This is a genomic window from Halorubrum rubrum (genome assembly GCF_024494685.1).
Classification (GTDB): Archaea; Halobacteriota; Halobacteria; order Halobacteriales; family Haloferacaceae; genus Halorubrum; species Halorubrum rubrum.
The window spans coordinates 411,141-429,939 of record NZ_JANHDM010000001.1 but is presented as its reverse complement, the minus strand read 5'-3'; the positions used below and the strand labels follow the sequence as shown (position 1 = coordinate 429,939).

At 69.6% G+C, this 18,799-nt stretch carries 17 protein-coding genes; 4 read left to right on the top strand and 13 right to left on the bottom strand.

Annotated features, from left to right (window positions below; genetic code table 11):
• Positions 1-41: 41 nt before the first annotated feature.
• Both NO889_RS02195 and NO889_RS02190 read right to left on the bottom strand, forming a co-directional pair.
• Positions 42-1,343, bottom strand: coding sequence for an O-acetylhomoserine aminocarboxypropyltransferase/cysteine synthase family protein (locus NO889_RS02195; RefSeq protein WP_256410604.1), 1,302 nt, complete (start codon positions 1,341-1,343; stop codon positions 42-44).
• 523 nt (positions 1,344-1,866) lie between these two features.
• On the bottom strand, positions 1,867-2,187 hold the full coding sequence (locus NO889_RS02190; protein ID WP_256410603.1) for an antibiotic biosynthesis monooxygenase family protein: 321 nt from the start codon (positions 2,185-2,187) through the stop codon (positions 1,867-1,869).
• A 174-nt stretch (positions 2,188-2,361) separates the two neighbouring features.
• Here NO889_RS02190 and NO889_RS02185 point away from each other — a divergent pair, with 174 nt between their 5' ends.
• Positions 2,362-3,654 carry an SPFH domain-containing protein gene (locus NO889_RS02185; RefSeq protein WP_256410602.1) on the top strand — a complete coding sequence of 431 codons (1,293 nt, stop codon included), beginning with the start codon at positions 2,362-2,364 and terminating at the stop codon, positions 3,652-3,654.
• Between the two features lie 55 nt (positions 3,655-3,709).
• Here NO889_RS02185 and NO889_RS02180 read toward each other — a convergent pair whose 3' ends face one another.
• From NO889_RS02180 to uvrB, 5 genes are all read right to left on the bottom strand, one after another.
• Entirely contained in the window at positions 3,710-4,702 is a 993-nt protein-coding gene (locus tag NO889_RS02180; protein ID WP_256410637.1) for a ribonucleotide-diphosphate reductase subunit beta, read from the bottom strand.
• A 38-nt stretch (positions 4,703-4,740) separates the two neighbouring features.
• The gene (locus tag NO889_RS02175) at positions 4,741-7,326 is read right to left on the bottom strand and encodes a ribonucleoside-diphosphate reductase subunit alpha (RefSeq protein ID WP_256410601.1); all 2,586 of its coding nucleotides are present in this window, start codon (positions 7,324-7,326) and stop codon (positions 4,741-4,743) included.
• Between the two features lie 286 nt (positions 7,327-7,612).
• Positions 7,613-8,179: a hypothetical protein gene (locus NO889_RS02170; RefSeq protein ID WP_256410600.1), complete on the bottom strand. Its 567-nt coding sequence runs from the start codon at positions 8,177-8,179 to the stop codon at positions 7,613-7,615.
• An 82-nt stretch (positions 8,180-8,261) separates the two neighbouring features.
• Positions 8,262-8,789: a hypothetical protein gene (locus tag NO889_RS02165; RefSeq protein WP_256410599.1), complete on the bottom strand. Its 528-nt coding sequence runs from the start codon at positions 8,787-8,789 to the stop codon at positions 8,262-8,264.
• 233 nt (positions 8,790-9,022) lie between these two features.
• Entirely contained in the window at positions 9,023-11,077 is a 2,055-nt protein-coding gene (uvrB, locus tag NO889_RS02160; protein WP_256410598.1) for an excinuclease ABC subunit UvrB, read from the bottom strand.
• Between the two features lie 278 nt (positions 11,078-11,355).
• On the opposite strand from uvrB, the gene NO889_RS02155 reads away from it, so the two are divergent.
• Both NO889_RS02155 and hisG read left to right on the top strand, forming a co-directional pair.
• Positions 11,356-11,721, top strand: a complete 366-nt coding sequence (locus tag NO889_RS02155; protein WP_256410597.1) for a hypothetical protein — start codon at positions 11,356-11,358, stop codon at positions 11,719-11,721.
• A 97-nt stretch (positions 11,722-11,818) separates the two neighbouring features.
• Positions 11,819-12,709: an ATP phosphoribosyltransferase gene (gene hisG, locus NO889_RS02150; RefSeq protein WP_256410596.1), complete on the top strand. Its 891-nt coding sequence runs from the start codon at positions 11,819-11,821 to the stop codon at positions 12,707-12,709.
• Positions 12,710-12,712: 3 nt separating this feature from the next.
• Here the strand turns inward: hisG and NO889_RS02145 are convergent, their stop codons facing one another.
• Positions 12,713-12,961, bottom strand: a complete 249-nt coding sequence (locus tag NO889_RS02145; protein ID WP_256410595.1) for a GIY-YIG nuclease family protein — start codon at positions 12,959-12,961, stop codon at positions 12,713-12,715.
• A 4-nt stretch (positions 12,962-12,965) separates the two neighbouring features.
• Complete coding sequence (gene larB / locus NO889_RS02140) at positions 12,966-13,817, bottom strand: nickel pincer cofactor biosynthesis protein LarB (RefSeq protein WP_256410636.1); 852 nt, start codon at positions 13,815-13,817, stop codon at positions 12,966-12,968.
• Between the two features lie 205 nt (positions 13,818-14,022).
• On the opposite strand from larB, the gene NO889_RS02135 reads away from it, so the two are divergent.
• On the top strand, positions 14,023-14,190 hold the full coding sequence (locus tag NO889_RS02135) for a DUF1931 family protein (protein WP_004267503.1): 168 nt from the start codon (positions 14,023-14,025) through the stop codon (positions 14,188-14,190).
• Positions 14,191-14,266: 76 nt separating this feature from the next.
• Here NO889_RS02135 and rpiA read toward each other — a convergent pair whose 3' ends face one another.
• From rpiA to NO889_RS02115, 4 genes are all read right to left on the bottom strand, one after another.
• Positions 14,267-14,968, bottom strand: a complete 702-nt coding sequence (rpiA, locus tag NO889_RS02130; RefSeq protein WP_256410635.1) for a ribose-5-phosphate isomerase RpiA — start codon at positions 14,966-14,968, stop codon at positions 14,267-14,269.
• Between the two features lie 65 nt (positions 14,969-15,033).
• The gene (locus tag NO889_RS02125) at positions 15,034-16,161 is read right to left on the bottom strand and encodes an ORC1-type DNA replication protein (protein WP_256410594.1); all 1,128 of its coding nucleotides are present in this window, start codon (positions 16,159-16,161) and stop codon (positions 15,034-15,036) included.
• 142 nt (positions 16,162-16,303) lie between these two features.
• Entirely contained in the window at positions 16,304-17,377 is a 1,074-nt protein-coding gene (locus NO889_RS02120; RefSeq protein WP_379787231.1) for a TIGR01177 family methyltransferase, read from the bottom strand.
• A gap of 542 nt (positions 17,378-17,919) precedes the next feature.
• Complete coding sequence (locus NO889_RS02115; protein ID WP_256410592.1) at positions 17,920-18,699, bottom strand: fumarylacetoacetate hydrolase family protein; 780 nt, start codon at positions 18,697-18,699, stop codon at positions 17,920-17,922.
• Positions 18,700-18,799: the final 100 nt, after the last annotated feature.

Sequence of the window (18,799 nt, the reverse complement as noted above, 5' to 3'; positions counted from 1 at the left end):
ACGGCGTACCTCTCTCGCTCCGTCGTCCTCCCGAACCGGCGTTACTCCGTCGCCGTCTCGATCGCCGCCTCCAGGTCGGCGACGATGTCCGCGGGGTCCTCGATCCCCACCGAGAGCCGCACCATGTCGCCGGTGACGCCGGCGGCCGCCTGCTCCTCCTCGGTCAGCTGTTGGTGGGTCGTCGAGGCGGGGTGGATCACGAGCGTCTTCGCGTCGCCGACGTTCGCGAGCAGCGAGGCGAGCTCCGTGTTCTCGACGGTCGCCTTCGCGGCCTCGAAGCCGGCCTCCAGCCCGAACGTGATCATGCCGCCGTAGCCGCCCTCGAGGTACTCGCTCGCCTCCTCGTGGGTCTCGTGACTCTCCAGGCCGGGGTAGTTCACCCACGCCACGTCCCCGTGCTCCTCGAGGTACTCCGCGACGACCGCGGCGTTCTCGCAGTGGCGGTCCATCCGCAGCGGGAGCGACTCGGTCTGCTGGAGCGTGTTCCACGCGTCGAAGGGGGCCTGCTGGTTGCCCAGGTCGCGCAGGCCGCGGGTGACGGCCGCGAACGTGAACGCCGCCTCGCCGAACGCGTCGACGTAGTTGATCCCGTGGTAGGCGGGGTTGTCCTGCGCTATCTCCGGGAACGTCTCGGGGTACTCGCCCCACGGGAACGAGCCGCCGTCGACGAGGACGCCGCCGATCGTGGTCCCGTTGCCGGTGAGCCACTTCGTCGTCGACTCCCAGACGAGGTCCGCGCCGTGGTCGAGCGGCCGGCAGAGGTACGGCGTCGCGAACGTGTTGTCGACGAACAGCGGGACGCCGTGCTCGTGGGCGATCTCCGCGATCCGCTCGATGTCAGGGGTGACCAGCGAGGGGTTACCGATCGTCTCGAGGTGGACGTAGGCGGTGTCGTCGTCGATCGCCTCGGCGTACCCCTCGTAGTCGAGCGGGTCGACGAACCGCGTCGAGACGCCCCGGCGCTCGACGGAGTGGGTGAGGTAGGTGTAGGTACCGCCGTACAGCGCCGAGGAGGTGACGACGTTGTCGCCGGCGGCGGCCAGCATGAACGTCGCGAGGTCGAGCGCCGCCATTCCCGAGGAGGTGGCGATCGCGCCCACGCCGTTCTCGAGGGAGGCGATCCGCTCTTCGAGCGCCGCGTTCGTCGGGTTCATGATCCGCGAGTAGACGTTGCCCGCCTCCTCTAACGCGAACAGCCGCGCGGCGTGGTCGGCGTCGTCGAACTCGTAGGCGGTCGTCTGGTAGATCGGAGTCGCGCGCGCCCCCGTGGTCGGGTCCGGCGTCGACCCGGCGTGGACGCTTCGCGTGCGGAACTCGCGGTCGGGATCCTCGTCGCTGGGCATGTACCTCCCTCCGTGCGCGATCCGGTTAAAGCCGACAGACGTTCACGGATGCTACCGGTAGCTCGGAGGGGCCCAAACAACGAACGATCGCCGGAGCGGTGGCGCGCCCGGGAGCGGGCCGACGGCCCGCGACCGGAACGCGAGGGACGCGGTGAGCGCTCGGAGAGCGCGAACCGCGAGGCTGGGGAGGTGTGAGGTTCGGGGCAGTTGCGGGGGGACTCAAAGGGGCAGTCGCGAGGACGAAGCCCGGCGCAGTAAGCAGCGTGGCGCTACGCGCCACGGGCAGCCGGCGGCGGAGCCGCCGGCGACACCGCAGCGAGCGAAGCGAGCGAGGAGCACAGCAAGCCGCGCGAGTTCTCGCGACTGGGGCTTTGCTGGTGTTCACCGCGCCAGCAACGACATTCTTTTTATCACCTCGATAATTCACGAAACACCCGTACAACTAGCACTCAAATCCTGACGAGGATCTCGGTAGGGAACGCATTCGAAGAACAGGATTCAACGGAATCCTCTCGTTCGAGCCTTACACGAACGGGTTCGCGTCCTCGCCGAATCCGCTCCCGTACGCCTCGACGACCTCCGTGACGGTGACCTCGTACGCGTCGTACCACTCCGTCCACCGCCGTTTCGCGCGTTCGTGGTCCGAATCCGCCCCGAACGACTCGAGCGCGTCCAACGTCTCCCAGTAGTAGACGACGAGCACCTCCTCGTCGTCCGGTGCGTGCCACGTCCGTTTGCCCAGATACCCCTCCGTGTCCTCGGCGGCCGCCTGTATCGCGTCGTTCAACTCGTGGAACTCCGCGTCGTACTCGCCCGGAGCGAGGCGGAACGTCACCAGATACATCCGGCGTACCCACTCCTCCCCAGACCAAGACGCTTCCCCACGGCGGGGACGGAGATCGGCGATCACACCGTCGATCCGAGATCACCCCGCGGATCCTCGCGAGTCGCCCGCTCCGCGCGTCTCCGATCCCGGTTTCGTGCGAACTGTTAACGTCGTCGAACCGTAACCTCGGGTATGGGAACACAAGGCCCGCAGGACGGCCCTCCAGACCTCTCCGACGTGGCCGGCGGGATCCCCGACTCCGTCTGGCAGTACACGGCGCTGGCGTTCGCGCTGGTCGTCGGGTTCGCGGCGCTGAGCCAGAGCCTCACCCTCGGGGTCGGCGTGCTGGCGATCCTGCTCGCGATCGTGACGCTCGCCAGCGCGGTCGAGATCGTCGACGCCTACGAGAAGGAGGCGCTGACCGTGTTCGGCGAGTACCGGACGCTTCTCGAACCCGGCGTCCACCTCATCCCACCGTTCGTCTCGCGGACGTACGCGTTCGACATGCGGACGCAGACGCTGGACGTGCCCCGCCAGGAGGCGATCACGCGTGACAACTCGCCGGTGACCGCGGACGCGGTCGTCTACATCAAGGTGATGGACGCGAAGAAGGCGTTCCTCGAGGTCGACGACTACAAGAAGGCGACCTCGAACCTCGCCCAGACCACGCTCCGGGCCGTCCTCGGCGACATGGAGCTCGACGACACGCTCTCCCGACGCGAGCAGATCAACGACCGGATCAACGAGGAGCTCGACGAGCCGACCGACGAGTGGGGGATCCGCGTCGAGGGCGTCGAGGTCCGCGAGGTGAGCCCCTCCGCGGAGGTCAAACGCGCCATGGAGCAACAGACCGGCGCGGAGCGCCGCCGTCGCGCGATGATCCTCGAAGCGCAGGGGGAACGCCGCTCGGCGGTCGAGCAGGCGGAGGGCGACAAGCAGTCGAACATCATCCGCGCGCAGGGGGAAAAACAGAGCCAGATCCTCGAGGCGCAGGGGGACGCCATCTCGACGGTGCTTCGCGCCCGCTCCGCCGAGTCGATGGGCGAGCGCGCCATCATCGAGCGCGGCATGGACACCCTGGCGGCGATCGGGAAGGGCGACTCGACGACGTTCGTGCTCCCGCAGGAGCTCACGAGCCTCGTCGGCCGCTACGGGAAGACGCTCTCGGGGTCGGACGCACAGGAGATGGAGGGGCTCGAGAGCAAGGCGTTCGACGAGGAGACCGAACGGCTGCTCGGGCTCGACGACATCGAGAGCGCGCTCGAACAGCTCGACACGGTCGCCGACGACGACCTCCGGACCGACGAGAGCCGCGAGCGCGACGCGGCGGGCGTCGCCGGCGACGTGGACGTGGGCGGGGATATCGACGTGGGCGGGGACGTCGACGTCGGAACCGCTCCGGACCTCGACGACGCGGACGGCCCCGACCGCGAGGCCGACCGCGACATCGAGCTGGAGTCGGAGTCGGAGAGTCCGGGCCGGTGAAGTCCGGGTCGGCGAGACTCCGGGGCGGCGAGCGGCCGGCGTCGCTCGCGGGGGCCTACCAGTCGAGCGAGCCGCCGGACTGGTACTCGGTCACCTGTCGCTCGAAGAAGTTGGCCTCGCGGTTGAGGTCGACCGCCTCGGACATCCACGGGAACGGGTTCTCGGTCCCGTACGCCTCCTCCATCCCCAGCTGCGTGAGCCGGCGGTCCGCGATGTACTCGACGTACTCGATGAACCCCTCCGCGGACATCCCCAGCAGGTCCGGCGGGCACGCCTCCGCGGCGTACGCCGACTCGAGCTCGACCGCCTCGCGGATCAGCCCGTCGATCTCCGCCTCGAACTCGTCGGTCCAGACGCCGGGGTTCTCCTCGCGGATCGTGTTGATCAGCTCCACCCCGAAGTTGAGGTGGAGCGACTCGTCGCGCATGATGTACTCGAACTGCTCGCCGACGCCGACCATCTTCCCGCGCCGCTTCAACGCGAGCATCATCGCGAAGCCGGCGTAGAAGAAGATCCCCTCCATGATCACGTAGAAGCCGATGAGGTCGCGGACGAACTCGCGGACGTCCTCGTCGATCTCGATCGTGAAGTCGGGGCGGTCGATGGCGCGGGTCAGATCGACGACGAACTCGTCTTTCGCCTCGATGGCGGGGATGCGGTCGTACATCCCGTAGAGGTACTCGGGATCGAAGCCGAGCGAGTCACAGCAGTAGATGAACGTGTCCGTGTGGACCGCCTCCTCGTACGCCTGCCGGAGGAGGTACTGGCGGCACTCCGGCGCGGTGACGTAGTCGTAGACGGCGAGCACGAGGTTGTTCGCGGTCAGCGATTCGGCCGTCGAGAAGAACCCGAGGTTCCACTCGACGAGCCGGCGCTCGGCGTCGGTCAGCTCGTCGCCCTCCCACTGGTGGACGTCGTCGGCCATCGGGATCTCCTCGGGCACCCAGTTGTTGTTGACGCCGTCGCGGTAGTACTCGCGGGCCCAGTCGTAGTCGATCGGCAGGATCTTGTTCGGGTCGTGCTGGCTGTCGGTGTTGATGAGCGGCATGGTGTAGATCGTGTGGTGTCGACTGTCGTTCGTCCGACTCACTGACAGGCGTCGCAGGTCGGGTCCTCGACGGTCGGCAGCCCGTCGACGCGGTCCGCGTCAGCGTCGGCTTCCGCGTCGCCACCGGGCTCGCCGTCCGCTTCGTCTCCGCCGTCGAGCCCGCCCCCGCGCGACTGCGTGTCGTCGTACTCGGCCATGTCCAGCGTCGACTGCTCGATGCTCGACGCGCCGAGCGTGCGCAGGTAGTAGGTCGTCTTCAGCCCCAGCTCCCAGGCGGTCCGGTACACGTCGTCGAGCAGCGAGCCGTCCGTCGACGGGAAGAAGACGTTGTGCGACTGGCTCTGGTCGATCCACGCGCCGCGGCGCGCGGTGAGCCGGAGCTGGCGGCGCGGGTCGATCTCGAAGGCCCCGCGGTAGAGGTCGGAGAGCTCGCCGGGCAAATCGAGGTCGCCGACCGCGCCGTCGTGGTACTTCAGGCGGTCGAGCGCCTCCGACCCCCACTGCCCCTCGGCCTTGAGGTCGGCGACGAGCCGCTCGTTGACCACGGTGAAGTCGCCGGACATGTTGGATTTGACGTAGAGGTTCGAGTACAGCGGCTCGATCGAGGGGGAGGTGCCGGCGATGGTGGAGATGGTCGCCGTGGGCGCGACCGCGGTGGTGTTGGAGTTGCGCATGCCGTGTTCGGCGATCCGCTCGCGGACCGCGTCCCAGTCGAGCGTCTCCTCGCGGGCGACGGGGATCTCCCGGCCGCGCTCCTCGGCGAGCAGGTCGAGGGTGTCCTGCGGAAGCAGGTCGCGGTCCCACTTCGACCCCTCGAAGCTGTCGTACGCGCCGCGCTCGCCCGCCAGCTTCGCGGAGTTGTCGATCGCGTGATAGCCCAGGAGTTCGCCCGCCCGTCCGGCGAACTCGAGCGCGCGGTCGGAGTTCATCGGCACCCGCGCGAGCTGGAGCGCCTCGTGGAAACCCATCATCCCGAGGCCGATGGGCCGGTGGCGCATGTTGGAGCGTTCGGCCTTCTCCGTCGGGTAGAAGTTGAGATCGACGACGTTGTCGAGCATCCGCATCGCGGTCTCGGCGGTGTCGGCGAACAGCTCGGCGTCGAGTTCGGCCGCCTCGCCGTCGGCTCCGACGGTGATCGCGCCGTCCACGTCGGCGTCGCCGGCGTTCGCCCCGTCGCCCCGCGCCGCGACCGCGACGTCGTCGGGGGCGGGGTGGGCCTCGGCGTCGCCGCGGAAGGTCATGTGCCGCGCGAGGTTGACCGAGCCGAGGTTACAGACGGCGGTCTCCTCCTCGCTCGTGTTGAGGGTGATCTCCGTACAGAGGTTCGAGGAGTTGACGACGCCGGCGTGGTCCTGCGGCGACCGGACGTTACACGGGTCCTTGAACGTGATCCACGGGTGGCCGGTCTCGAAGAGGCGCGTCAGGGTCTCCCGCCAGAGCTCGCTCGCGTCGACGGTCTCGTACTGGCGGAGCTCGCCCTTTTCCGCGGCCTCCTCGTACGCCTCGTACCGCTCCTCGAACTCCTCGCCGTAGGTCCCGTGGAGATCGGGCACCTCGTCGGGCGAGAAGAGGGTCCACTCCTCGTCGGCCTCGACGCGCTTCACGAACAGGTCGGGCACCCACGCCGCGGTGTTCATGTCGTGGGTGCGCCGGCGCTCGTCGCCGGTGTTCCGCCGGAGGTCGATGAAGGCGGGGAAATCAAGGTGCCACGCCTCGAGGTAGGCGGCGGCTGCCCCCCGGCGCTTCCCGGAGCGGTTGATCGCGCCGGTCACGTCGTTGGAGATCTTGAGGAAGGGGACCGTCCCGGTCGACTCGACGCCGGTCGAGGAGACCAACGCGCCGTCCGCGCGGAGCGGGGTCCAGTCGTTGCCGAGCCCGCCGGACCACTTCGAGAGCTTGGCGTGCTCCTTGTACGCCTCGAAGATCCCCTCGAGGTCGTCGGGGACGGTGGTGAGGTAACACGAGGAGAGCTGCGGATGGGTCGTCCCGGCGTGGAACAGCGTCGGCGTGGAGTGGACGAACCGCAGCGTGGAGAGGACCTCGTAGAACTCCTCGGCGCGCGCCGCTCGCTCCGACTCGTCCTCCCGGAGCGCGACCCCCATCGCCACCCGCATCCAGAAGACCTGCGGGAGCTCGAACGGCGCCACGTCCGCCTCCCGGAGGTAGTACCGCTGTTCGAGGGTGTCGAGCGCGGTGTACTCGAACAGCTCGTCGCGCGCCGGCTCGATGGCGTCGGCCAGCCGGTCGAGGTCGTACTCGTCCATCCGCTCGTCGAGGAGGTCCGCCCCGAGGCCGCGGTCGATCGCCTCGCGGAAGGAGTCGCGGTACGCCGCCGCGAGGTCGCCCTCGTCGTCGGGCGGGCGCTCGCCGGTCACCCGGCGGAAGTAGTCCTCGCGTGCGACGCGGGCCGCCATCGCGTCGTAGGCGGGGTCGCGCTCGATCCGCGCCGTGAGCGCGTCGACGGTCGCCTCGGCCACCTCGTCGGCGTCGGCTCCGTCGTAGAGCGCGCGCTCGATCTCGGCGACCAGCCGGTCGCGTTCGTCGGCGTCCAGTACGTCCTCGTTCCCCTCCCTGGCTCGGTCGAGTAGGTCGCGAACCGCAGTGTCGTGTGTCGTCGTGCTCATGGGTGCTCGGGGTTCCACGGGTCGGTGCGTCGGACGGCGTCGCCACTCTCGGTACGTTCCCCATTCGACGCGAACGCGCGGCTACCCGTTGAAACCGGGCGGACCGCTCCGGGCGAACCGCTCCGTGTGAACCGTGTCAAACGTCTCCGGCTCCATCGGCATAAACATTACCAACAGGATTTCAGTAGTACAAGTTCAGTTGTTCACCGCACAACTGAGTCCGTGCTGTCGTCGTTCGTGTCCCGAGCCGGACGCCTCACGACCAAGCCCGACCGATCGATGCGGCTCACGGCCGCCAGCTCTCCGCGTCGAGCGTCCACAGGAGCCCGATCGCGACTCCCCCGCCGAGCAGTCCCGCGACCAGCGCGAGGGCGGGAGCGGGCGCGAGCGCGAGCGCGACCAGCAGGAGGGCGGCCCCGGCGAGCAGCGCGACCGTGTCCTCGCGGGTCGCCCCGAGGACGACGGGCGCGAGCGACCCGCCGATGACCGCGCCGGCGACGACGAATGGCGTCACGCCCGAGACGCGCAGCGTCGGCACCGACACGGCCTCGGGTCCGACGTCGACGCCGAGGGCGACGCCGACGGCGACGCAGACGAGAGGCGACGCGAGGCTCGCGCGTGCGCTCAGCGTTCGACCGCGGACGGCCGCGATCCCGGAGAGGAGCGTCACCGCCCCGGCGGCCACGAGCGCGGGCGGGGCCAGCCCGATCAGCGATGCCGGCTCCTCGAGGGTCGGGATCGCCGCGCCGGCGGTGACGGACCGAAGCGCGAGCGGTTGGGCGAGAAGTAGCGCCGCGATCCCGAGCTGGACCGCCCCGAGCGTGCGGCGGGAGACGGAGGTGCCGGAGGTCACGTTCGTGCGACGCCGGCGGGCCGTATATATCCGCCGAACGCGCCCGCGTCGACGACTTCGCCGCTCGACCGGGGTCCCGCGCTCAGACCGTGACGCCGGCGCGGTCGCCCTCGATCGACACGACGACGCGCTCCGGCGGCCCGCGCTCGTCCGTCAGCCGGACGAGGAGCGTGTGGACCGCGAGGTCGTCCTCGTCGCCGGGGCGGTGCCCGATCTCGTCGGCCGCGACCCGCAGCGCGCGATCGCCGATCCGGCTCACGGACCCGAGGCGGACGTCGAGCCCCGGCGGGGCCAGCCGCTGGGCGATCACGAGCACGGCGTCGCCCCCGTCGTCGACGAACGGGGTCGCGTCGACGAACGAGCGCGTCCGTTCCGCGTCCGGGCGGACCGCTCCTCGTGCGGCCGCGGCCGACCGAAACGAGAGGGCGTGCGTCAGCAGTTCCGGGGGCTGGGCGCGCACGCTCTCTCCGGGAACCAGGGGGTCGTCGTCCACGTATCGACTCCTGACCCCGACGTCTCCCGGAGCCGACGCCGCGAGGTCGTGGACCCGGTCCGTACACCCCGCGGTCGCGACGGCGAACGCGCCGGCAACGACCGCGCGACGGTACATGCTTCCCGGTCGATCGGTCGTCGGTAAAAACCCCGTCGCCGCGGCTCGCTCGGCTGATAATCGGCGGTCACGTCGAGGCGGGGACTCCCCGCGAGATCCGGCCCCAGGTCCGCTCGTAGCGGTAGTACGTCCTCGTCTTCGCGACGTTCGCGACGAGCCCGATGTTCACATATTTACAATTCGAATCGGGTATCCTCCTCCGCGACGCCCCGCGCCGCGAAACCGAGCCTCGGTCACTCCTCGACCATCGGCGCGGGGACGCCCTCCTCGTCGCCGTCGAGCTCGAACGCCCGGCGTAGCTCCGCGATCCGGTCGCGGATGTCGGCGGCCAGCTCGAACTCCAGGTTGCTCGCGGCCTCGTCCATCCGGTCTTCGAGCGCCTCGATCTGCGCTTTCGCCTCCTCCTCGCTCTCCACGTCGCCGACGCTCACGCCGCTCGTGTCCGTCTTCGAGCCCGGCAGGTTCGTCTCGCCGACCGGCTTGTCGATGGTGGTCGCCTCGTGGCCGTGCTCGGCGTTGTACTCCAGTTGGATCTCGCGGCGGCGCTGGGTCTCCCCGATGGCGGCCTCCATCGAGTCGGTGACCCGGTCCGCGTAGAGGACCACCTCGCCGTTGACGTTGCGAGCGGCTCGCCCCATCGTCTGGACGAGCGTCGTCGTCGAGCGGAGGAAGCCCTCCTGGTCGGCGTCGAGGATGGCGACGAGGCTCACTTCGGGGATGTCGAGGCCCTCCCGAAGCAGGTTGATCCCGACGAGCACGTCGATGTTGCCTAAACGGAGGTCGCGGATGATCTCGTGGCGCTCCAGGGTGTCCGTCTCGTCGTGCATGTACGCCACGTCGATCCCCGCCTCCTCGAAGTACTCCGTGAGGTCCTCGGCCATCCGCTTGGTGAGGGTGGTGACGAGGACGCGCTCGTCGCGCTCGATACGTTCGTCGACCCGTTCGAGGAGGTCCTCGACCTGCCCGGTCGCCTCCGTTACCTCGACCTTCGGGTCGACGAGGTGCGTGGGTCGGACGATCTGTTCGACGACGTTCGCGGACGTCTCGCGCTCGTACTCGCCCGGCGTCGCGGAGACGTACAGCGTCCGGTCGGCCTTCTCCTCGAACTCCTCGAACGTCAGCGGGCGGTTGTCGTAGGCGGTCGGGAGCCGGAACCCGTTCTCGACGAGCGAGTCCTTACGGGATTTGTCTCCCTCGTACTGGCCCTTGATCTGGGGGATCGTCTGGTGGGACTCGTCGACCACGGTGAGGAAGTCGTCGGGGAAGTAATCGAGCAGCGTGTAGGGGGCGTCGCCGGGGTCGCGGTCGTCCATGTGGACCGAGTAGTTCTCGATGCCCGAACAGTAGCCCGCCTCGCGGAGCATCTCGACGTCGAAGGTAGTGCGTTCCTCGATGCGCTGGGCCGCGACGAGGTCGCCCTCCCGCTCGAAGTGGGCCACGCGCTTCTCCATCAGCGACTCGATCTCCGCGATGGCCTGCTCCAGCTTGTCGTCGGGGATCGAGTAGTGCTCCGCAGGGTGGAGCATTACCGCGGGCTCCTCGCTCACGACCTCGCCCTTCATCGGGTCGACCTTCACCATCCGGTCGATCTCCTCGCCCCACAGCTCGACGCGGACCGCGTACCGGCCGTACATCGGGTAGATCTCGACGGTGTCGCCGCGCACCCGGAAGGTGCCCTGCGTGAAGTCCACGTCGTTGCGCTCGTAGTTCAGGTCGACGAGGTCGGCGAGCAGTCCCTCGCGACCCACCTCCTCGCCGACCTCCAGCCGGAGAGCCATCTCCCGGTAGTTCTCGGGGTCGCCGAGCCCGTAGATTGCCGAGACGGAGGCGACGACGATGACGTCGTCCCGCGTCAGAAGCGAGCGCGTCGCGGAGTGTCGCAGCCGGTCGATCTCCTCGTTTATCGACATCTCCTTGTCGATGAACGTGTCCGTCTGCTCGACGTACGCCTCCGGCTGGTAGTAGTCGTAGTAGGAGACGAAGTACTCGACGGCGTTGTCCGGGAACAGCTCGCGGAACTCCTCGTACAGCTGGGCCGCGAGCGTCTTGTTGTGTGCCAACACGAGGGTGGGCCGATCCAGCTCCTCGGCGACCCACGAGACCGTGTTGGTCTTCCCGGAGCCCGTCACGCCGAGCAGCGTCTGTTTCTCCGCGCCCGCCTCGAACCCCTCGACGAGCTCTTCGATCGCCTCGGGCTGGTCGCCCGCGGGCTCGAACGGGGCGTCCACCCGGAGCGGTCTGTCGGCGGTCGGTCGGTCCTCCGAGAGAGGGGAGTCGGCGTCGCTCACGATACGCGTCGTTGGCGGCGGAACCACTTGAGCGGCGCGGCGGGACGGGGAGTGGGACGGCAGGACGGAAGCGGCGAGAGGGAGGCGGCGAGAGGGAGGCGGCGAGAGGGAGGCGGCGAGAGGGAGGCGGCGAGAGGGAGGCGGCGAGAGGGAGGCGGCGAGAGGGAGGCGGCGTGAGGGAGGCGGTGAGACGGACGCGACGTAGTGGGTCGGCGCTCGATCGGCTTCGTCCCCGTCCCGAACCGAAGACCTACCCTCCTCGGAACGGAAGGGGAACCATGTCCCCCGCGTTCGGGCTCGTCGTCGCGTTCGGCGCGCTGCTGTTCCCGGTCGTCTGGGTCGCGACCGGCGCGTGGGTCGTCCTCGACGCCCGCGCCCGCGGGAGCGCTCGCCCGCTTCTCTGGGGCCTCCTCGCGCCGCTTTCCGGGATCCTCCTGGTGTACTACCTGCTGTGGTGGCGTCGCGGGACCGACCGGGAGGCGGAGCCGTCCAGGTGGGAGCACCGCGCCGCGGTCGTCGCGCTCGCCGGGTTCGGCGGGCTGATCGGCACCGTCGTCGCGTCGCCGGCGGACCCGATCGCACAGATGCTCGCGTGGCCCGTCGTCTTCGTCTGCTGTCTCCCCGTCGCCCACCGGCTGCTGTGAGCGTGCGGGCCGGGTCGCTCGCGTGACCGCGACCGCCCCGCGTTCGGGGCCGTCGCCGGACGAAAACGTTTCCCGCGCGCCCCGCGAGTCGTCGCGTATGCGCATCGCCGTCCCCAACAAGGGCCGCCTACACGAGCCGACGCTCTCGCTTCTGGAACGCGCCGGCCTCCACGTCGAGGAGACCGCCGACAGACAGCTGTACGCCGAGACGGTCGACCCCGACGTGACGGTCCTCTACGTCCGGGCGGCCGACATCCCCGAGTACGTGCGCGACGGCGCGGCCGACCTCGGGGTCACCGGCCTCGACCAGGCCGCCGAGTCCGGCGGCGTCGTCTCGGATCCCGCGGACGCGTCCGACGACGACCTCGTCGACGTGTTGGACCTGGGGTACGGCTCCTGCCGGCTCGTCCTCGCCGCGCCCGAGGGCGGCGACGTCGAGACGGTCGAGGACCTGACCGGGAAAACGATCGCCACCGAGTTCCCGACCGTCACCCGGAGCTACCTCGAGCGCGTGGGGGTCGACGCCGACGTGGTCACCGTCACCGGCGCGACGGAGCTCACCCCCCACGTCGAGATGGCCGACGCCATCGTCGACATCACCTCCACGGGCACGACCCTGAAGGTGAACCGCCTCGCCGTGATCGACGACGTGCTCGACTCCTCGGTCCGGCTGTTCGCCCGGCCGGACGTCGTCGACGACCCGAAGGTCGAGCAGGTCGTCACCGCCTTCGGGTCCGTCCTCGCCGCCGACGGCCGGCGCTACCTGATGATGAACGCGCCGACGGACCGCCTCGAGGAGGTGAAAGACGTGATCCCCGGTCTCGGCGGCCCGACCGTGATGGACGTCGAGGCCGACGCGGAGGGAAACGGCATGGTCGCGGTCCACGCCGTCGTCGAGGAGCGCGACGTGTTCGCGACCATCTCGGAGCTGAAGGCGGTCGGCGCGAGCGGGATCCTCGTCACCGAGATCGAACGGTTGGTGGAGTAACGCTCACTCCCCGCCGATCAGGTCCTCCTTCCCGGCGCGCGACAGCGACTTGATCGCGTGTTCGCGCGACAGCGCCGCCGACCGCGAGTCGAACGACTCGACGTGTCGCAGCGTCACGGGCGTCCGCCCGCGGGTGTATTTGGCCCCCTCGCCGGCGTCGTGTTCGGCGACTCGCCGCTCCACGTCGGTGGTGTAGCCGGTGTAGAGGCTTCCGTCGGCACACTCGATCACGTATACGTAGTGGTCGGACACGGGCTCACCCTCCGCCCGTTCCGCCCGCCTCGTCGTCGACGCCACCCTCGTCGCCGACGCCCGCCCCGTCGATCGTGCGGGCGATGAGCCCCGCCTGCGCGCCGGCGACGAACCCGGCGTCGACGTTCACCGTCGTGAGGGCGGTACACGACTGGAGCGCCCCGGCGAGCGCGGCCGCGCCCTCGCCGCCCTCGCCGTACCCCGTCGAGACGGGCACCGCGATCACGGGCGCGGCGACGAGTCCGGCGACGACCGTGGGCAGTGCCCCCTCGCGGCCGGCCGCGACGACGACGATGTCGGCCTCCCGGATCCGCTCGATCTGGTCGAGCAGCCGATCGAGGTTCGCGACGCCGACGTCCTCGACCCGGTCGACGCTCGCGCCGATCTCGCGGGCGACGACCTCCGCCTCGCCCGCCACGGGCGCGTCGGCGGTCCCGGCGGTCACGACCGCGACGGTCGCGGAGAGCTCCGGCGGCTCGAACCCCGCGGCGTGGACGACGACGGTGCGGGTCACCTCGTCGTGGTCGACGTCGGCGTCCGGCGCGGCGTCCCCGACGGCCTCCCGGACGGCCGCCGCGTGGTCGGGGCTCGCGCGGGTCACGAGCGCCCGACCGGTCGTCTCGAGGGCGGTCGTCGCGAGCGCCGCGGCCTCGGCGGGGCGCTTCCCCTCCGCGAGGACCGCCTCGGGGATCCCGCGGCGGTCCTCGCGGGCGGTGTCGAACCGCCCCGCGGTCGTCGTCGCGTATCCCGCGATCCGTGATTCCGCCTCCGTGACACCGATCTCCCCGCTCGCGAGCGCCTCGAGCGTCCCGCGAACCGTCGATCCGTCCGTTTCGCGCTGGTTCTCCTCGCGCATGGTCGGCCCGTCGGGACGAACGGATTCGTAGCCGTCGATCCGCGACGGATCGCCTCGACCCGCCGTTCCGGTTCCCGCCACGGCTCGCTGCTCCACAAAATATATAAGTCCTCCGCCCGGCACCCCGCCGTGAACCGCCCGCACGGCGGCCCTCGCGGGCGAATTCAGGAACTCTTATTAACTATCGACGGATATCCACGACCGCATGGCAGACCTCATTGTCAAAGCGGCAGTCAAGGAAGCCCTGGACGACAAGAACGTCGCTTCGGACTTCTACGACGCGCTGGACGAAGAAGTGGACGAGCTGCTCGAAGACGCCGCACGCCGCGCCGAGGCCAACGACCGGAAGACGGTCCAGCCTCGCGACCTGTAAGGCGTCCAATCCTGCCGTTTTATTTCGACCGTCCCCGGACAGCGGCGGCCATCGTCCGACGGCGGCTCTCGCACGCTCACGCCTCCCGTATCCGAACCCCCTCGGCGGTCCCGACGTGGACCTCGTCGGCGAGCCCGACGAACAGCCCGTGTTCGAGCACGCCCGGCGTCCCCGCGAGCGTCGTCGCGAGCGCACCCGGCTCCGGGATCTCGCCGAACTCGCAGTCGAGAAGCAGGTTCCCGTTGTCGGTGACGACGGGGCCGTCCTTCCGCTCGGCGCGCCGGAGCGTCGCCTCGCCGCCGGCCGCCCGCACCGCGTCGGCGACGACGCCGCGGGCGCTCGGGAGGACCTCCATCGGAACCGGCCGGTCGAGGACGGCGGCCTCCTTCGAGGGGTCGGCGACGACGACGAACCGCTCCGCGACCGAGTCGACGAGCTTCTCGCGTGCGTGTGCGCCGCCGCCGCCCTTGATCAGGTCGCCCCCGGCGACCTGGTCGGCACCGTCGACGGCGACGTCGATCCCCGCCGCGCCCGGTCCCGTGACCTCGTCGAGATCGAGGAGGGGAATCCCCTCCGCGACGGCGAGCTCCCGGCTCGCGAAGGAGGTCGCCACGCCCCGGACGTCGAGCCCCGCGTCGACGCGCGCGCCGATCGCGCGGATCGCGTGTGCCGCCGTCGACCCGGTTCCGAGCCCCACCACGTCGCCGTCGTCGACCGCCTCCGCGGCCGACTCGCCGGCCCGTCGCTTCATCGCGTCGCTGCCGCCGCTCGTCTTCATGTCCTCGCGTGCGTGCGGGGAGGTGGAAAAGGCGTCGGCCCGGTCGATCGAACTCGTCGACCCGCTCACTCCAGCCGGTCCAACACCGCGTCGGCGTCGTACGCGAGGGTGAGCTCGCGCGAGCGTCCGCGCCCCTCGACGTCGGCGTACTCGGCGTCGATCACGCCGAGCTGGTCGAGCTTGTTGATGATCTCCGAGTAGCGGGTGTAGCCGAGGTCCGTCTCCTCGTGGAACGCCTCGTACACCGCGCCGGCCTGTTCGCCGTCGTTGGCCGCGAGCACGCGGACGAGCGCGCGTTCGGACTCCGAGAGCCCCCGGAGCGACCGCGAGAGGTGGACGTGTTTCGACTTGTCGTAGGCGGCCTCGACGTCCTCGACCGAGATCGTCTTCGAGGCGCGCATCTCGGCGTTGAGTCCGGCCCGACGCAGCAGGTCGATCCCGACGCGGAGGTCGCCGCTCTCGGCGGTCAGCTCGGCGATCCGGTCCAGTTCCGCGTCGCCGACGACGCCTTCGTGGAAGCCGCGCTTCGCGCGCTCGCCGAGGATGTCGTAGATCTCCGTCGCGTCGTACACGGGGAAGTACACCTCCTCGGGCCGGAACACCGACTGGACCCGGCCGTCGAGGTCGTCGATGACGTCGAGCGAGAGGTCCGAGGAGACGACGATCACGCCGATCTTCGCGCCGGAGTGCGCCTCGTGGGCGCGCAGAAGCGAGTAGAGCGTGTCGGAGGCCTCGTTCTCGTAGAAGAGGTAGTTCACGTCGTCGAGGGCGACCACGAGCACCTCGTCCTCCTCGACGAGTCGGTCGGTGATCTGGCCGAACAGCTTCTTGAAGGAGATCCCCGAGGAGGGGGGTTCGTACTCGAAGATCCCCTCGAAGAGCCGGGAGAAGACGGCGTAGCGCGTCGAGTCGACTTGACAGTTCACGCGGACGGTCCGCACCTCCGTTCGCGCGCGCAGCTCCGAGAAGAGCTTCTGGACCGCGGTGGTCTTGCCCGTTCCCGGCGGTCCACGGACGATCGTGTTGAGCGGGCGGGAGCCGCGAACGGCCGGACGGAGCGCGTACTTCAGGCTCTCGAGCTGGCTCTCGCGGTGGCGGAACGTCTCGGGGACGTGGTCGATCTCGAAGACCGACTCCTCGCGGAACACCGACTCGTCCCACGAGAGCATGTCGTCGTCGGCGTCCCCTGGCATGGAGGTACCACTCCCCGCCGGTCACTTAACGGTTGCCCGGCCGCGGCGAAACTGAAAACCCGTTCGCCGGCGGTCGAATCCCGCGGTACCCGGACGTTCGGCTTCACTCTCACGTCGCTCGGTTTCCGGTTCGCCGCCGCCCTCACGTCGTCCGGGACGGCTTCCGGTCGCGCTCTAAGACCAGCACGTGTCGGGTCAGCGACCGGTGAACGCGGCGCTCGAAGGCGGCGGCGACGTCCCATCCGGCCTCGCGGGCGGGTCGACGCCAGTCGCGGTCGGCGACCATCACGGCGCGCGGTGCGACGCGCGCGGCCTCCCCGAGCGCGCCGGCGACGAGGTCGGCGAGCTCGTGGCGGGCGATCTTGGACTGCCTGCCGTAGGGCGCGTCGAAGGCGACGCCGTCGACCGCGTCGTCGACGATCGGGAGGTCCGTGGCGTCGCCGCGGGCGACGTGCCAGCTCGGCGCGTCGCCCGGATCGCTCACGTCGTCTCCGCCCTCTCTCACGTACGCTCGGAGGTTCTCTCGCGTCCCGCGGACCATCTTCGCCTGGGCGTCGCAGGCGACCGCGTCGGCCCCGACGAGCCCCGCCTCCAGCGGGAGCCCGCCGGTTCCACACATCGGGTCGAGCAGGGTCCGGCCGGGGGCCGCGCCGGCGAGGTTGACGTACGCGCGGGCGTCCGCGGGGGCCATGCTCCCCGGCTGGAAGAAGGGCCGGTCGGTCGGGTCCGGCGCGAAGTCGCGGGCGGCCTCCAGAGCCACCCACCCCAGCGCGCAGACGGAGGCGCTCTCGCCGTCCGCCCCGGCGACCGCGTCGTGGTCGGCGCGCTCGCCCGCCGCGAACAGCGCGCGCAGGACGTGGTCGGGATCGTCGAGGTCGACGGAAAAGCCGCGGTCGACGAGGACGCTCCCGAGCGCGCGCTCGGCGTCGGTCGTGGAGACGTCGGTCGTGTTCCGGACGTTGCGGGCGCGGACCGCGACGCTTCCCGTTCGATCGAGCGGCGCGGCCTCCAGGGCGGCGACCGCCGAGGCGACCGTCGCGTCCGTCCGAGCGACCGCCTCGTGGGCGGCGCGGGTGTACGCCAGCCGCCCGACGCCCTCGCCGACGCTCCCGGCGGCCGCGATCCCCGGCGCGAGGAGTTCCACGCCGGTCGCGGCCGTCGCCGCCTCGCAGGCCGCGAACGCGTCCGTCTCCCCCGCGAGCTCGATCCAGTACACGCCGGATGCTCCGCGGCGGCGTCGCATGAGGGTGGCGGATCCGGTCGACCGCCCGCCGAAGAAAATTACAGGAATCTGATCATATTCTCGAAATACAAGATATCTTATAGTTCTCTTGATGCTCCTCTTCGAGACAATAACGATCTCAGAGGCTCTTTTACGAGATATAACTCGAATATACGTCTTCAACGTTCTCACGGCTCTCCGATCGTCTCCATCGATATATTGCGCGATTAAAACCGGAAAGAATGACTCTTCGCGTCTCACAGCCTTCCATTCTATTTAACTATACGCAATATTATATGAATAACAATGACATCCTCAATAGTTGTCTTTATCGTCTCACGGCGGGACGCCGGCCGCTCGAGCGACGTGTTCCGTCCAGTTTCGGGTGGCCTCGGACCCGTTTCCGGCGGTGGTTCAGCACGCGTGCGCTCGAGCGCCGGAGAGACGTGTGCCTCCGTGTGACCGTTCGTCTCGGTCGTTCCTCGCTTCGCTCGTCTCGTCCGCTCAGCGGCGTCTCGGCGGTCGAGGTGTGCGCGTCACTGGTTCGGCATGAACCGGTGGTCCACGTCGCCGGAGAACTCGCCCGCCCCGACGATGTCGTGTTCGAGCGTGCCGACGCCCTCGACGGTGACCGCCACCGTGTCGCCGTCGCTGAGCGGACTGACGCCCGAGGGGGTCCCCGTCGCGATGACGTCGCCGCGCTCGAGGGTGACGAGCTTCGTGATCTCGCTTATGAGTTCCGGGACGGAGAAGATCAGGTTGTCGATCGAGGAGTGCTGTTTCTCCTCGCCGTTGACCGTCAGCGTGATCTCCGCGTCGTCGGGGACGTGTTCCGGGTCCGCGACGACCGGCCCGATCGGCGCGGCGTTGTCGAAGGCCTTCCCGCGGATCCAGTTCTGTTCTTTCCGCTGGTCGTCGCGGTTCGAGAGGTCGTTCACGCAGGTGTAGCCGGCGATGACCTCCTCGGCTCTGTCTTCGGGAACGTTCCGACACTGCTCGCCGATGACGACGCCGAACTCGGCCTCGTGGTCGACCCGCTCTTTCCCCTCGGGCAGCGAGATCGTGTCCCCGTGGGCGGCCAGCGTGTTGGGCCCCTTCAAGAACAGAAGCGGTCGGTCGGGGATCTCCGAGTCCGTCTCCTCGGCGTGATCCGAGTAGTTGAGACCGACACAGACGATCTTGCTCGGTTCGGTCGGCGGAAGCACGTCGACCTCCGACGGGTCGAACTTCTCCTCGCCGAATCGAAGCTCGTCGTCGTCGGTCCACTCGCCGGTACGGACGGATCCAGCCGGATCTCGAAATCTAACCTTTCGCATGGCGAGTTACTGTGCGACGCTCTCACAAAAAAAGGTTCGGGGTCGCCGCCGCGAATTCCGTCGGAACGCGGGCCGATACGGCCGGCTCGACGGGTCCTTG